Consider the following 12,770-nt stretch of genomic DNA (forward strand, 5'->3'; position numbering starts at 1 on the left):
AGCACCGGCCACTGGTCGGATGCCTGTCGATGAGGTAGGATGCCCGCCGGTCTTTCAAAGGACCGGCTTGACAACCTGAACGGGGGGCATGGAAAAGGCTCCCCTGTAACGGCCCGGGATCAGGGCTGGCTTGGCGCGTGCGCATTTGACTGCGTTTTCGCCGGGTTGCTACAATCGTCTGTCTCAGCAGGCCGGTCTTTCGCCTGCTCGCACATTTCCGCATTCATGGCCAGTCTTTTCATTGGCCTCTCTCAGAAGAACATACTGATGGCGACGATCAATCAGCTTGTCCGCAAGCCGCGGCAGGCAACCACTTATAAGAGTGCCTCCCCGGCCCTCGATAAGTGCCCCCAGCGCCGTGGTGTCTGCACGCGCGTGTACACCACCACTCCGAAGAAGCCGAACTCGGCGCTTCGCAAGGTTGCCAAGGTTCGCCTGACCAACCAGGAAGAAGTGATTAGCTACATCGGCGGCGAAGGCCACAACCTGCAGGAGCACTCCGTGGTCCTCATCCGTGGCGGTCGCGTCAAGGATCTGCCGGGTGTGCGTTACCACACCGTGCGTGGCTCGCTGGACGCCTCCGGCGTTGCCAAGCGTCGCCAGGGCCGTTCCAAGTACGGCGCCAAGCGTCCGAAGAGCTAAGGGAAAGTACACATGTCTCGTAAAGGTAATACGCCGCAGCGCTCTGTCCTGCCGGATCCGAAGCACGGAAGTGAAACCATCGCTCGTTTCATCAATATGGTGATGCTGAGCGGCAAGAAGTCGGTCGCTGAAAAGATCGTCTACGGTGCCATGGACGTGATCGGCGAAAAGAACCCGAATTCCGTCGAGCTGGTTCAGAAGGCTCTGGAAAACGTGGCTCCGTCGGTCGAAGTCAAGTCCCGCCGTGTCGGTGGTGCCACCTACCAGGTGCCGGTCGAAGTGCGTTCGTCGCGCAAGATGGCGCTTGCCATGCGTTGGCTGATCGACTCGGCGCGTAAGCGTGGTGAGAACACCATGCCGAAGAAGCTGGCTGCCGAACTGCTGGACGCCTCGGAAAATCGTGGTGGCGCTATCAAGAAGCGCGAAGAAACCCACCGCATGGCCGAAGCCAACAAGGCCTTCGCGCACTACCGCTGGTGAGTTTGACGGCCTTGCAAAACAGGCACGGCAGCACCATCTAGGTGCTGCCCCGCGGCACCTGGGGTGCCGCGCCAATCCGAAGGCCGCCGAAAGGCGGCGTTCGGCCATCCGAATTCCAAGAAATTGAGAGGCTCCCGTGGCCCGCACCACTCCCATCGAGCGTTACCGCAATTTCGGCATCATGGCCCACATCGATGCCGGCAAGACCACCACGTCCGAGCGCATCCTGTTCTACACCGGCAAGAGCCACAAGATCGGTGAAGTGCATGACGGCGCTGCCACCATGGACTGGATGGAGCAGGAGCAGGAGCGTGGCATCACGATCCAGTCCGCTGCCACTACCGCGTTCTGGAAGGGCATGGACAAGTCCCTGCCGGAGCACCGCTTCAACATCATCGACACCCCCGGACACGTCGACTTCACCATCGAAGTGGAGCGCTCGCTGCGCGTGCTCGACGGTGCGGTCTTCGTGCTGTGCGCCGTCGGTGGCGTGCAGCCGCAGTCGGAAACCGTGTGGCGCCAGGCCAACCGGTACAAGGTGCCGCGCATCGCGTTCGTCAACAAGATGGACCGTACCGGCGCGAACTTCACCAAGGTCGTTGGCCAGCTGAAGGCCAAGCTGGGTGCCGTTGCCGTCCCGATGCAGCTGCCGATCGGCGCCGAAGACAACTTCAAGGGCGTGGTCGACCTCATCAAGATGAAGGCCATCCATTGGGATGAAGCCTCGCAGGGCATGAAGTTCGAGTACCTGGAGATCCCGGCGGACATGCAGGCGGAGGCCGAAGAGGCCCGCACCTACATGATCGAAGCTGCGGCTGAAGCCAGCGAAGAGCTGATGGAAAAGTACCTGGGCGGCGAAGAGCTGACCGAGGCCGAGATCGTCGAAGCCCTGCGCGTGCGCACCCTGGCCACCGACATCGTGCCGATGTACTGCGGCTCGGCGTTCAAGAACAAGGGCGTGCAGGCCATGCTGGACGGCGTGGTGCAGCTGCTGCCGTCGCCGATCGACGTGCCGGACGTGACCGGTACCGATGTGGACGACGAAAGCATCGCCCTGAGCCGCAAGTCGGATGACAAGGCGCCGTTCTCGGCGCTGGCCTTCAAGATCATCACCGATCCGTTCGTTGGCGCGCTGACCTTCTTCCGTGTCTACTCGGGCACCCTGAATGCCGGCGACCAGCTGCTGAACTCGGTCAAGGGCAAGAAGGAGCGCATCGGCCGCATCCTGCAGATGCATTCCAACGATCGCGAAGAGATCAAGGAAGTGCTGGCCGGTGACATCGCCGCGGCCGTGGGTCTGAAGGACACCACCACCGGCGACACCCTGTGCTCGCAGGACCATCCGATCATCCTGGAGCGCATGGTGTTCCCGGAGCCGGTCATCTCGATGGCCGTCGAACCGAAGACCAAGTCCGACCAGGAAAAGATGGGTCTGGCCCTTGGCCGTCTGGCCCAGGAAGATCCGTCGTTCCGCGTCAAGACCGACGAAGAATCCGGCCAGACCATCATCTCGGGCATGGGCGAGCTGCACCTGGACATCATCGTGGATCGCATGAAGCGCGAGTTCAACGTTGAAGCCAACGTCGGCAAGCCGCAGGTTGCGTACCGCGAAACCATCCAGATGGCGGACGTGAAGTCGGACTACAAGCACGCCAAGCAGTCCGGTGGTAAGGGTCAGTACGGTCACGTCGTGATCGAGCTGTCGCCGATCACTGCTGAAGATCGTGCCGACCCGAAGATCGGGCCGCTGATCAAGGACGACTTCCTGTTCATCAACGACATCACCGGTGGCGTGATTCCGAAGGAATTCATTCCGTCGATCGAAAAGGGTCTGCGCGAAACCATCACCAGCGGTCCGCTGGCGGGCTTCCCGGTCGTGGACGTCAAGGTCAAGCTGGTCTTCGGCTCGTACCATGACGTCGACTCCTCGGAAATGGCGTTCAAGCTGGCCTCCTCGATGGCCTTCAAGCAGGGCTTCTCCAAGGCCAAGCCGGTCCTGCTGGAGCCGATCATGAAGGTCGAGATCGTGACCCCGAGCGACTATCAGGGTGACGTGATGGGCGACGTCAGCCGTCGTCGTGGCATGCTGCAGGGTTCGAGCGTGACCGGTGACGGTTCGGCCGAAATCATCAATGCGATGATTCCGCTGGGCGAAATGTTCGGCTACGCCACCTCGCTGCGTTCGCAGACCCAGGGTCGCGCAACCTTCACGATGGAATTCGACCATTACGAGCCGGCTCCGTCGAACATCGCTGAAACCGTGATCAAGAAGTCCTGAGCGTAAGCTCAGGCCTTCACCTCCTTATTTCTGACATCCAAGGTATACAACAATGGCAAAGGGTAAGTTCGAGCGCACCAAGCCGCACGTCAACGTCGGCACCATCGGTCACGTCGATCACGGCAAGACCACGCTGACCGCTGCACTGACCAAGATCGGTGCCGAGCGCTTCGGTGGCGAGTTCAAGGATTACTCCTCGATCGACGCCGCGCCGGAAGAAAAGGCACGTGGCATCACGATCTCGACCGCACACGTCGAATACGAATCCACCGAACGTCATTACGCCCACGTCGATTGCCCGGGCCATGCTGACTACGTCAAGAACATGATCACCGGTGCTGCCCAGATGGACGGCGCGATCCTGGTCTGTTCGGCTGCTGACGGCCCGATGCCGCAGACCCGTGAGCACATCCTGCTCTCGCGTCAGGTCGGCGTGCCGTACATCGTCGTCTTCCTGAACAAGGCAGACATGGTCGATGACGCCGAGCTGCTGGAACTGGTCGAGATGGAAGTCCGCGAGCTGCTGAGCAAGTACGACTTCCCGGGCGACGACACCCCGATCATCGCGGGTTCGGCCCGTCTGGCGCTGGAAGGCGACCAGAGCGAGATCGGCGTGCCGGCCGTGATCAAGCTGGTCGAAGCTCTCGACAGCTGGATCCCGACCCCGGAACGTGACATCGACAAGCCCTTCCTGATGCCGGTCGAAGACGTGTTCTCGATCTCGGGTCGCGGCACCGTCGTCACCGGTCGTATCGAGCGCGGCGTGATCAAGGTCGGCGAAGAAATCGAAATCGTCGGTATCCGTCCGGTCCAGAAGACCACCGTCACCGGCGTGGAAATGTTCCGCAAGCTGCTCGACCAGGGTCAGGCAGGCGACAACGCCGGTCTGCTGCTGCGCGGCACCAAGCGTGACGACGTCGAGCGTGGCCAGGTTCTGGCCAAGCCGGGTTCGATCAAGCCGCACACCACCTTCGACGCCGAAGTGTACGTGCTGTCCAAGGATGAAGGCGGCCGTCACACCCCGTTCTTCAAGGGCTACCGTCCGCAGTTCTACTTCCGTACCACCGACATCACCGGCGCTTGCGAACTGCCGGAAGGTGTGGAAATGGTGATGCCGGGCGACAACGTGAAGATGGTTGTCACCCTGATCAACCCGGTCGCCATGGATGAAGGCCTGCGCTTCGCGATCCGCGAAGGCGGCCGTACCGTCGGCGCCGGCGTGGTCTCCAAGATCATCGCGTAATCTGCTAGAATCTGCGCCCCGATGTTGCCTGGGTAGGGCATCGGGGCGTAACCAAACGGGAAAAGAGGCGCAGGATGCTCCTCGTGTTCCCCAGACCAGGAAGGGTCGCGCCATTCAGGCTTTGTCAATAGGTTTCCTGTTGACTGCCAACTTGTATGCGCGCTATACTTTTTGTCTGGGCAGATCGGGAGACCGGTCTGCCTCGATTTTTGAGGTCTATGGAAAGATCTTGTCGCCGCGCAGGAATGTGCGGCGTCTGCATTCAGGATATTCATGGGACAAGGCAACCCAGAGGCCTTGTCCGTCGCTCTTTTAACGAAGGAACCCACCGTCATGGCGGACCAAAAGATCCGGATTCGGCTGAAGGCGTTCGATCATCGTTTGATCGACCGTTCGGCCAGCGAGATCGTAGAAACGGCAAAGCGGACCGGCGCGCAAGTGCGTGGCCCGATCCCCCTGCCGACCAAGATCGAGCGTTACACCATTCTCGTCTCCCCGCACGTCGACAAAGACGCGCGTGACCAGTACGAGACCCGCACGCATAAGCGCGTGCTCGATATCGTTGACCCGAACGACAAGACCGTGGACGCGCTGATGAAGCTCGAACTGGCTGCCGGCGTCGACGTTCAGATCAAGCTGACCTGAGGACTACGACCATGACGAAGAAATATTCGTTGGGCTTCGTGGGCCGCAAGGCTGGCATGAGCCGCGTGTTCACCGAAGATGGCCAGGCCATCCCGGTAACCCTGATTGAAGCTACCCCGAACCGCATCGCGCAGATCAAGACCGTCGAAGCTGACGGCTACAGCGCCGTGCAGGTGACCGTCGGCGCGCGTCGCGCTGCCCTGGTCAACAAGCCGGAAGCCGGTCACTTCGCCAAGGCGAAGGTCGACGCGGGCCGTGGCCTGTGGGAATTCCGCGTTGAAGACGCGCAGCTCGGCGATTTCGCCGTTGGCGGCGAAGTCAAGGCGGACATCTTTGAAGTTGGCCAGAAGGTCGACGTCCAGGGTGTCACCAAGGGTAAGGGCTTCCAGGGCACCATCAAGCGCTACAACTTCCGTATGGGCGATGCAACCCACGGTAACTCGCTGTCGCATCGCGCGCCGGGTTCCTTGGGCCAGCGCCAGACCCCGGGTCGCGTTTTCCCGGGTAAGAAGATGTCCGGCCACATGGGTTCGGTGCAGCAGAGCACCCAGAACCTTGAAGTGGTGAAGGTCGATGTCGAGCGTGGTCTGATCGCGATCCGTGGTGCCGTTCCGGGCGCAGCGGGTGGTGACGTGATCGTTCGTCCGGCTAGCAAGGCATAAGGAGAGATGACGATGGAACTCGTTATCACGGGTAGCAACAACAAGGTCTCGGTCTCCGATGCCGTGTTCGGTCGCGATTTCAGCGAAGATCTGGTTCACCAGGTCGTCGTTGCTTACCGCAACGCCGGTCGCGCCGGCACCAAGGCACAGAAGACTCGCTCTGAAGTGGCTGGTACCACCAAGAAGTCGAAGAAGCAGAAGGGCGGCGGCGCGCGTCATGGCGCACTGACGGCTCCGATCTTCATCGGCGGCGGTGTCACCTTCGCGGCCAAGCCGCGCAGCTTCGAGCAGAAGGTCAATCGTAAGCAGTACCGTGCAGCCATGTGCGCGATCCTGTCCGAGCTGAACCGCCAGGGCCGTCTGACGATCGTGGAGTCCTTCGATGTCGAAGCGACCAACACCAAGTCGTTGATCGCCAAGCTGGCCGGCCTGGAAGTGGGCAAGCGTCCGCTGATCGTCACCGAAGATGCTTCCGAGCACCTGTACCTGTCGGCGCGCAACATTCCCTACGTGGAAGTGCGTGACGTGCAGGGCCTGGACCCGGTGTCGCTGGTCGGTGCCGACACGGTCGTCATCACCGCTGATGCGGTCAAGAAGGTCGAGGAGTGGCTGGCATGAGCAGCAACGAAAAAGTCTTCAGCGTGCTGCGCGCTCCGCGAGTCTCCGAAAAGACCGCGCGCCTGCAGGAACATTCCAACCAGTATGTCTTCGAAGTTTCGAACGAAGCCACCAAGGCCGATGTAAAGGCCGCGGTTGAGCAGCTGTTCGACGTCAAGGTCGAGTCGGTCAACGTGCTGAACGTGAAGGGCAAGAACAAGTCCTTCCGTAACCGCACCGGCCGCCGCGGCGATTGGCGCAAGGCGTACGTGCGTCTCGCCGATGGCCAGTCCATCGATGTAACGGCCAAGGCCTGAGGTCCATCCCATGCCATTGATGAAATTCAAACCCACTTCTCCCGGCCGCCGTTCGGCCGTGCGCGTGGTCACGCCCGATCTGCACAAAGGCGCGCCGCATGCTGCGCTGCTGGAGCCGCAGAGCAAGTCCGGTGGTCGTAACCACCACGGCCGCATCACCACCCGTCACGTGGGTGGTGGTCACAAGCAGCACTACCGTGTCATCGACTTCAAGCGCAACAAGGAAGGCATTCCGGCGCGCGTGGAACGCATCGAATACGATCCGAACCGCACCGCCCATATCGCCCTGCTGTGCTACGTCGACGGCGAACGCCGCTACATCATCGCACCGAAGGGCCTGAAGGCCGGTGACCAGGTGATCGCGGGTTCGGATGCGCCGATCAAGACCGGTAACACGCTGCCGCTGCGCAACATCCCGGTCGGTACCACTGTCCACGGCATCGAACTGAAGCCGGGCAAGGGTGCTCAGATCGCGCGTGCCGCCGGCGCTGCCGTGCAGCTCGTCGCTCGTGAAGGTATCTACGCCACCCTGCGCCTGCGCTCGGGTGAAATGCGTAAGGTGCCGGTCGAGTGCCGCGCCACCATCGGTGAAGTCGGTAACGACGAACACAACCTGGAAAAGCTGGGCAAGGCTGGCGCCAAGCGCTGGCGTGGTGTCCGCCCGACCGTTCGTGGTGCTGCCATGAACCCGGTTGACCATCCGCACGGCGGTGGTGAGGCGAAGGCCGGCCAGGGCAACCCGCATCCGGTCACCCCGTGGGGTGTCCCGACCAAGGGTTACAAGACGCGCAAGAACAAGCGCACCCAGCAATTCATCGTCCGCGATCGTAGGGGCTAATCGACCATGGCACGTTCACTCAAGAAGGGCCCGTTTGTCGATCACCACCTCATCAAGAAGGTGGAAGCCGCTGCGGGTAGCAAGAAGCCGATCAAAACCTGGTCGCGCCGTTCGATGATCCTGCCGGAAATGGTAGGCGTCACCATCGCCGTTCATAACGGTAAGAACCACGTTCCGGTGCTCGTCAACGAGAACATGGTCGGCCACAAGCTTGGCGAATTTGCCATCACCCGGACCTTCAAGGGTCACGGTGGTGACAAAAAGTCCGGCAAGTAAGGAGAGATGACAATGGAAGCGAAAGCAATCCTGCGCTCCGCGCGCATCTCTGCGCAGAAAGCCCGCTTGGTCGCTGACCAGGTGCGCGGCCTGCCGGCCGAGCGTGCGGTCAACCTGCTGAAGTTCTCGGACAAGAAGGCTGCCCACCTGATCAAGAAGGTGGTGGAGTCGGCTATTGCAAATGCCGAGAACAACCAGGGCGCCGACGTCGACGAGCTGAAGGTACAGACCATCATGGTAGATGAAGGTCCGACCCTGAAGCGTTTCATGGCGCGGGCGAAAGGCCGCGGCACCCGCATCCTCAAGCGCACCAGCCACATCACTGTGGTTGTGGGCGCCGGCAAGTAAGCGGAAAGGAAAACACCATGGGTCATAAAGTTCATCCGATTGGTATCCGCCTCGGCATTTCCAAGGACTGGAACTCCAAGTGGTACGCCAACAAGGCCGAGTTCGCTGGTTATCTGGCAGCCGACCTGAAGGTGCGGGAAATGCTGCGCAAGAAGCTTGCGCAGGCCGGCATCAGCAAGATCCTGATCGAGCGTCCGGCAAAGACCGCTCGCGTGACGATCCACACCGCCCGTCCGGGCGTGGTGATCGGCAAGCGCGGTGAGGACATCGAGAAGCTGCGCAAGGAAGTGAGCGAAATGATGGGCGTCCCGGCGCACATCAACGTCACCGAAGTGCGTAAACCCGAGCTGGACGCACAGCTGGTTGCCGAGTCGATCGCGCAGCAGCTTGAGCGTCGCATCATGTTCCGCCGCGCGATGAAGCGCTCGGTCGGCAACGCGATGCGCCTCGGTGCCCTGGGCATCAAGGTCAACGTCGGTGGCCGCTTGAACGGCGCAGAAATCGCCCGTTCGGAGTGGTACCGCGAAGGCCGCGTGCCGCTGCATACGCTGCGTGCCGACATCGACTATGGCTTCGCTGAAGCCAAGACGACCTACGGCATCATCGGCATCAAGGTCTGGATCTACAAGGGCGAAGTCTTCGATTTCTCCCAGGTTGGCCAGGAAAAGCAGGACGACTCCCCGCGCAACGATCGTAACGATCGCGGCGATCGCGGTGACCGTCCGTCGCGCCCGGCTCGTGAAGCGAGGTAACGACAATGTTGCAACCCAAGCGAACCAAATACCGCAAGGTACACAAGGGCCGTAACGATGGTCTGAGCTGGAGCGGCAACGCTGTCAGCTTCGGCGAATACGGCCTGAAGGCAACCGCTCATGGTCAGCTGACCGCGCGTCAGATCGAAGCGGCTCGCCGCTCGATCAGCCGCTACGTCAAGCGCGGCGGCAAGATGTGGATCCGAGTGTTCCCCGACAAGCCGATCACCAAGAAGCCCATCGAAGTCCGAATGGGTTCTGGTAAGGGCAACGTGGAGTACTGGGTAGCCCAGATCCAGCCCGGCCGCATGATCTATGAAATCGAAGGCGTCGCAGAAGACGTGGCACGTGAGGCGTTCCGCCTGGCTGCCGCCAAGCTCTCCGTGACCACCACTTTCGTGACCCGGACGGTGCTCTGATGGATATCAAACAACTTCGCGAAAAGTCGGCTGACGACCTGAAGAGCCACCTGATCGACCTGCGTAAGGAGCAGTTCTCGCTCCGTATGCAGCAGGTCACTGGCCAGCTGCCGAAGACCCACGAAACCCGCCGGGTTCGCCGCGAGATCGCTCGCGTCAAGACCCTGCTCGGCAGCACCAAGTAAGGATGGCCGCGATGAGCGATAACAACGACAGCAAGACGCTGCGCACGGTCGAAGGCCGTGTCGTCAGCAACAAGATGGACAAGACGGTCACCGTGTTGGTGGAACGCCTGGTCAAGCACGCCCTGTACGGCAAGTACATCAAGCGTTCGACCAAGCTGCACGCACACGACGCCGACAACACCTGCAACGAAGGTGATGTCGTTCGTGTGACCGAGATTGCTCCGATGTCCAAGACCAAGAACTGGCGCGTGGTGGAAGTCATCACGCGTGCGGTTCAATAAGGAGATCTGACTCATGATCCAGATGCAGAGCTACCTCGAAGTCGCGGACAATTCCGGTGCCAAGGAAGTGATGTGCATCAAGGTGCTCGGCGGCTCGAAGCGCCGCTACGCGCACATTGGCGACATCATCAAGGTGACCGTGAAGGATGCAATCCCGCGCGGCAAGGTCAAGAAGGGTGAAGTGTTCGACGCCGTCGTGGTGCGTACCCGCAAGGGTGTGCGTCGCGCCGATGGTTCGCTGATCCGTTTCGATGCCAACGCCGCGGTCCTGCTCAACAACAAGCAAGAGCCGATCGGTACCCGCATCTTCGGACCGGTGACGCGTGAACTTCGTTCCGAGAAGTTCATGAAGATCGTCTCGCTCGCTCCCGAAGTGCTGTGAGCGACAGGAGATAATCATGGCTAACCGTATCAAGAAGGGCGACCAGGTTGTCGTCAACACCGGCAAGGACAAGGGCAAGCAGGGCGAAGTCGTCCGCGTCGACGGCGATCGTGTGATCGTCGCCAACGTGAACATCGTCAAGCGCCACACCAAGCCGAACCCGCAGGCAGGCGTTGCCGGCGGCGTGGTCGAGCGTGAAGCGTCGATCCATATCTCCAACGTGAATGTGCTGAACCCGGCTTCGGGCAAGGGCGAGCGCGTTGGCTTCAAGGTGCTGGAGGATGGACGCAAACTGCGTGTGTTCCGCTCCAGCGGTGAGGCGCTCGACGCCTGAGGAATGAGCAGATGAATTCCCGTCTCGAAAAGTTTTACAAGGAAGAAGTGGTGCCGGCGCTGATGAAGCAGTTCGGCTACACCAATCCGATGCAGGTTCCGAAGCTGGTCAAGGTCACCCTGAACATGGGTGTCGGCGAAGCAGCCACGAACAAGAAGATCCTGGAAAATGCCGTCGCCGATATGGCCAAGGTCTCCGGTCAGAAGCCGATCGTGACCAAGTCCCGCGTCTCGGTGGCATCGTTCAAGATCCGCGATGGTTGGCCGATCGGCTGCAAGACCACGCTGCGTCGTGAAAAGATGTACGAGTTCATGGACCGTCTGATCAACATCTCGTTGCCGCGCGTGCGCGACTTCCGTGGTGTGTCGGGTCGTTCCTTCGACGGTCGTGGCAACTTCAACATGGGTGTGAAGGAACAGATCATCTTCCCGGAAATCGATTTCGACGCTGTCGACGCGATCCGCGGCATGGATATCGCCATCACCACCACCGCCAAGACCGATGCGGAAGCGAAGGCGCTGCTCGCAGCGTTCAAGTTCCCGTTCCGTAACTGATACGTCGAGGAATCCGAAATGGCAAAGACCTCCATGGTCAACCGCGACCTCAAGCGTGCGAAGCTGGCCGTCAAGTACGCCGGCAAGCGTGAAGAGCTGAAGAAGATCATCTCCAGCGCGACCGCGTCGTACGACGAAAAGGCCGAGGCCGTCATCAAGCTGCAGAAGCTGCCGCGCGACTCGTCGCCGAGCCGTCACCGCAACCGTTGCGAGCTCTCGGGCCGCCCGCGTGGCGTGTACAGCAAGTTCGGCCTGGGCCGTAACAAGCTGCGTGAAGCCACCATGCGTGGTGACGTGCCGGGCCTGCGCAAGGCCAGCTGGTAAGGGATTCGTCCCTTCAACTGTCCGGCGCCTTCACGGCGCAGGGCAGGGGGGAAGGGTCGGTTCTGCCGACCTTGAACCCGAATTGAAAGAGCCCGACGCAAGTCGGGCTCTTTTTGCCGTATACTCCCGCGTCTTGCTCGCCCGCAAGGCGTGAGCAGTGTGTGAAGACGGGCCCTGGCCCATTCCAGGTAGACACAAGATTTTCGCGAAAGCGGATATCGGTGCACTCAAAGGTATCGACTATGAGCATGACTGATCCCATCGCCGACCTGCTGGTACGCATCAAGAATGCGGCCGCGGTTGGCAAGCAGACGGTGAAAGCACCGTCGTCCAAGATCAAGGTGGCAATCGCAGAGGTGTTGAAGGCCGAAGGCTACATCACCGATCTGCGCGTGACCAAGATCGAGAACAACAAGGCCGAGCTTGAAATCGTCCTGAAGTATTTCGAGGGCAAGCCGGTCATCGAGACCCTGAAGCGCTTCTCGCGTTCGGGTCTGCGCCAGTACCGTGGCAAGTCCGAGCTGCCGAAGGTCCTCAACGGCCTGGGTATCTCCATCATCTCCACCTCCAAGGGCATCATGACTGATGCGCAGGCGCGCCAGTTGGGCGTCGGCGGCGAAGTCCTGTGCTTCGTGGCCTAAGGCGAGAAGGAACCAACTATGTCCCGCGTAGCCAAGAAGCCAGTCAACCTGCCCAAGGGCGTTGAACTGAACATCGAGCCGGAATCCGTCAGCGTGAAGGGCCCGAAGGGCACCCTGTCGCTTGCCAAGGTTGCTGGCGTTGAAATCACTGTCGACAACGGCGTTGCCACGCTGTCTGCCAACGATGCCTCGCTGGTCGCCCTCACCGGCACCGTGCGCGCCATCCTGGCCAACATGGTCAAGGGCGTCACCGAAGGCTTCGAGCGCAAGCTCGAGCTGGTCGGCGTCGGCTACCGTGCTGCCATGCAGGGCAAGGACCTGAACCTGTCGCTCGGGTTCTCGCATCCGGTCCTGTTCGTGGCGCCGGAAGGCATCACCATTTCGACCCCGACCCAGACCGAAGTGCTGGTGCAGGGCAACGACAAGCAGCGCGTTGGCGAAGTTGCCGCCAAGATCCGTGGCTTCCGTCCGCCGGAGCCCTACAAGGGCAAGGGTGTGAAGTACGCCGGCGAAGTCATCATTCGTAAGGAAGCCAAGAAGGCGTAACTCACGCCCTCAGCTTTCAAGGAAAA

21 protein-coding genes are annotated in these 12,770 nt (G+C 61.0%); all 21 read left to right on the forward strand.

Going from position 1 to position 12,770, the window contains the following annotated elements; translation table 11 throughout:
• Positions 1-267 precede the first annotated feature (267 nt).
• The 21 genes from rpsL (at position 268) to rplF (ending at position 12,744) form a co-directional block, all read left to right on the forward strand.
• The gene (gene rpsL, locus EDF74_RS01005; protein WP_017356008.1) at positions 268-642 is read left to right on the forward strand and encodes a 30S ribosomal protein S12; all 375 of its coding nucleotides are present in this window, start codon (positions 268-270) and stop codon (positions 640-642) included.
• Positions 643-654: 12 nt separating this feature from the next.
• Positions 655-1,122 carry a 30S ribosomal protein S7 gene (gene rpsG, locus EDF74_RS01010; RefSeq protein WP_019186122.1) on the forward strand — a complete coding sequence of 156 codons (468 nt, stop codon included), beginning with the start codon at positions 655-657 and terminating at the stop codon, positions 1,120-1,122.
• Between the two features lie 136 nt (positions 1,123-1,258).
• Positions 1,259-3,400, forward strand: coding sequence for an elongation factor G (gene fusA / locus EDF74_RS01015; RefSeq protein ID WP_123728449.1), 2,142 nt, complete (start codon positions 1,259-1,261; stop codon positions 3,398-3,400).
• Between the two features lie 52 nt (positions 3,401-3,452).
• On the forward strand, positions 3,453-4,643 hold the full coding sequence (tuf, locus tag EDF74_RS01020; protein ID WP_123728445.1) for an elongation factor Tu: 1,191 nt from the start codon (positions 3,453-3,455) through the stop codon (positions 4,641-4,643).
• A 333-nt stretch (positions 4,644-4,976) separates the two neighbouring features.
• Positions 4,977-5,288: a 30S ribosomal protein S10 gene (rpsJ, locus tag EDF74_RS01025; protein ID WP_010341589.1), complete on the forward strand. Its 312-nt coding sequence runs from the start codon at positions 4,977-4,979 to the stop codon at positions 5,286-5,288.
• Positions 5,289-5,299: 11 nt separating this feature from the next.
• A complete protein-coding gene (gene rplC, locus EDF74_RS01030; RefSeq protein ID WP_019186145.1) occupies positions 5,300-5,950 on the forward strand; it encodes a 50S ribosomal protein L3 in 651 nt (216 codons plus the stop codon).
• 12 nt (positions 5,951-5,962) lie between these two features.
• Positions 5,963-6,568: a 50S ribosomal protein L4 gene (gene rplD, locus EDF74_RS01035; protein ID WP_019186146.1), complete on the forward strand. Its 606-nt coding sequence runs from the start codon at positions 5,963-5,965 to the stop codon at positions 6,566-6,568.
• Positions 6,565-6,864 (forward strand): 50S ribosomal protein L23, encoded by a 300-nt coding sequence (gene rplW / locus EDF74_RS01040; RefSeq protein WP_019186147.1) that lies wholly within the window; start codon positions 6,565-6,567, stop codon positions 6,862-6,864. Before rplD ends, rplW begins: the two co-directional genes overlap by 4 nt.
• 10 nt (positions 6,865-6,874) lie before the next feature.
• Entirely contained in the window at positions 6,875-7,702 is an 828-nt protein-coding gene (gene rplB, locus EDF74_RS01045) for a 50S ribosomal protein L2 (protein WP_038690292.1), read from the forward strand.
• A gap of 6 nt (positions 7,703-7,708) precedes the next feature.
• The gene (gene rpsS / locus EDF74_RS01050) at positions 7,709-7,978 is read left to right on the forward strand and encodes a 30S ribosomal protein S19 (RefSeq protein ID WP_019186148.1); all 270 of its coding nucleotides are present in this window, start codon (positions 7,709-7,711) and stop codon (positions 7,976-7,978) included.
• A gap of 12 nt (positions 7,979-7,990) precedes the next feature.
• Entirely contained in the window at positions 7,991-8,326 is a 336-nt protein-coding gene (gene rplV / locus EDF74_RS01055; RefSeq protein ID WP_017355410.1) for a 50S ribosomal protein L22, read from the forward strand.
• 17 nt (positions 8,327-8,343) lie between these two features.
• Complete coding sequence (gene rpsC, locus EDF74_RS01060) at positions 8,344-9,078, forward strand: 30S ribosomal protein S3 (protein WP_121042874.1); 735 nt, start codon at positions 8,344-8,346, stop codon at positions 9,076-9,078.
• 5 nt (positions 9,079-9,083) lie between these two features.
• Positions 9,084-9,497: a 50S ribosomal protein L16 gene (gene rplP / locus EDF74_RS01065; protein WP_019186150.1), complete on the forward strand. Its 414-nt coding sequence runs from the start codon at positions 9,084-9,086 to the stop codon at positions 9,495-9,497.
• Positions 9,497-9,682 (forward strand): 50S ribosomal protein L29, encoded by a 186-nt coding sequence (rpmC, locus tag EDF74_RS01070; RefSeq protein ID WP_019186151.1) that lies wholly within the window; start codon positions 9,497-9,499, stop codon positions 9,680-9,682. The genes rplP and rpmC overlap by 1 nt, the downstream gene beginning before the upstream one ends.
• 11 nt (positions 9,683-9,693) lie before the next feature.
• Complete coding sequence (gene rpsQ / locus EDF74_RS01075; protein ID WP_121042876.1) at positions 9,694-9,963, forward strand: 30S ribosomal protein S17; 270 nt, start codon at positions 9,694-9,696, stop codon at positions 9,961-9,963.
• A gap of 13 nt (positions 9,964-9,976) precedes the next feature.
• On the forward strand, positions 9,977-10,345 hold the full coding sequence (gene rplN, locus EDF74_RS01080) for a 50S ribosomal protein L14 (protein ID WP_017355415.1): 369 nt from the start codon (positions 9,977-9,979) through the stop codon (positions 10,343-10,345).
• Positions 10,346-10,361: 16 nt separating this feature from the next.
• Positions 10,362-10,679 (forward strand): 50S ribosomal protein L24, encoded by a 318-nt coding sequence (rplX, locus tag EDF74_RS01085; protein WP_017355416.1) that lies wholly within the window; start codon positions 10,362-10,364, stop codon positions 10,677-10,679.
• A gap of 11 nt (positions 10,680-10,690) precedes the next feature.
• Entirely contained in the window at positions 10,691-11,233 is a 543-nt protein-coding gene (gene rplE, locus EDF74_RS01090) for a 50S ribosomal protein L5 (protein ID WP_019186154.1), read from the forward strand.
• A gap of 18 nt (positions 11,234-11,251) precedes the next feature.
• On the forward strand, positions 11,252-11,557 hold the full coding sequence (rpsN, locus tag EDF74_RS01095) for a 30S ribosomal protein S14 (protein WP_121042878.1): 306 nt from the start codon (positions 11,252-11,254) through the stop codon (positions 11,555-11,557).
• 242 nt (positions 11,558-11,799) lie between these two features.
• Complete coding sequence (rpsH, locus tag EDF74_RS01100) at positions 11,800-12,198, forward strand: 30S ribosomal protein S8 (RefSeq protein WP_019186156.1); 399 nt, start codon at positions 11,800-11,802, stop codon at positions 12,196-12,198.
• A gap of 18 nt (positions 12,199-12,216) precedes the next feature.
• On the forward strand, positions 12,217-12,744 hold the full coding sequence (gene rplF / locus EDF74_RS01105) for a 50S ribosomal protein L6 (protein ID WP_123728450.1): 528 nt from the start codon (positions 12,217-12,219) through the stop codon (positions 12,742-12,744).
• Positions 12,745-12,770 lie beyond the last annotated feature (26 nt).

The organism is Stenotrophomonas rhizophila, assembly GCF_003751305.1.
Taxonomy (GTDB): domain Bacteria; phylum Pseudomonadota; class Gammaproteobacteria; order Xanthomonadales; family Xanthomonadaceae; genus Stenotrophomonas; species Stenotrophomonas rhizophila_B.

Bases quoted from the DNA above. Each gene is read 5' to 3' on its own strand.
- rpsL (WP_017356008.1), top strand. From the start codon at position 268: ATGGCGACGATCAATCAGCTTGTCCGCAAGCCGCGGCAGGCAACCACT.
- rpsG (WP_019186122.1), top strand. From the start codon at position 655: ATGTCTCGTAAAGGTAATACGCCGCAGCGCTCTGTCCTGCCGGATCCG.
- tuf (WP_123728445.1), top strand. From the start codon at position 3,453: ATGGCAAAGGGTAAGTTCGAGCGCACCAAGCCGCACGTCAACGTCGGC.
- rpsJ (WP_010341589.1), top strand. From the start codon at position 4,977: ATGGCGGACCAAAAGATCCGGATTCGGCTGAAGGCGTTCGATCATCGT.
- rplC (WP_019186145.1), top strand. From the start codon at position 5,300: ATGACGAAGAAATATTCGTTGGGCTTCGTGGGCCGCAAGGCTGGCATG.
- rplD (WP_019186146.1), top strand. From the start codon at position 5,963: ATGGAACTCGTTATCACGGGTAGCAACAACAAGGTCTCGGTCTCCGAT.
- rplW (WP_019186147.1), top strand. From the start codon at position 6,565: ATGAGCAGCAACGAAAAAGTCTTCAGCGTGCTGCGCGCTCCGCGAGTC.
- rplB (WP_038690292.1), top strand. From the start codon at position 6,875: ATGCCATTGATGAAATTCAAACCCACTTCTCCCGGCCGCCGTTCGGCC.
- rpsS (WP_019186148.1), top strand. From the start codon at position 7,709: ATGGCACGTTCACTCAAGAAGGGCCCGTTTGTCGATCACCACCTCATC.
- rplV (WP_017355410.1), top strand. From the start codon at position 7,991: ATGGAAGCGAAAGCAATCCTGCGCTCCGCGCGCATCTCTGCGCAGAAA.
- rpsC (WP_121042874.1), top strand. From the start codon at position 8,344: ATGGGTCATAAAGTTCATCCGATTGGTATCCGCCTCGGCATTTCCAAG.
- rplP (WP_019186150.1), top strand. From the start codon at position 9,084: ATGTTGCAACCCAAGCGAACCAAATACCGCAAGGTACACAAGGGCCGT.
- rpmC (WP_019186151.1), top strand. From the start codon at position 9,497: ATGGATATCAAACAACTTCGCGAAAAGTCGGCTGACGACCTGAAGAGC.
- rpsQ (WP_121042876.1), top strand. From the start codon at position 9,694: ATGAGCGATAACAACGACAGCAAGACGCTGCGCACGGTCGAAGGCCGT.
- rplN (WP_017355415.1), top strand. From the start codon at position 9,977: ATGATCCAGATGCAGAGCTACCTCGAAGTCGCGGACAATTCCGGTGCC.
- rplX (WP_017355416.1), top strand. From the start codon at position 10,362: ATGGCTAACCGTATCAAGAAGGGCGACCAGGTTGTCGTCAACACCGGC.
- rplE (WP_019186154.1), top strand. From the start codon at position 10,691: ATGAATTCCCGTCTCGAAAAGTTTTACAAGGAAGAAGTGGTGCCGGCG.
- rpsN (WP_121042878.1), top strand. From the start codon at position 11,252: ATGGCAAAGACCTCCATGGTCAACCGCGACCTCAAGCGTGCGAAGCTG.
- rpsH (WP_019186156.1), top strand. From the start codon at position 11,800: ATGAGCATGACTGATCCCATCGCCGACCTGCTGGTACGCATCAAGAAT.
- rplF (WP_123728450.1), top strand. From the start codon at position 12,217: ATGTCCCGCGTAGCCAAGAAGCCAGTCAACCTGCCCAAGGGCGTTGAA.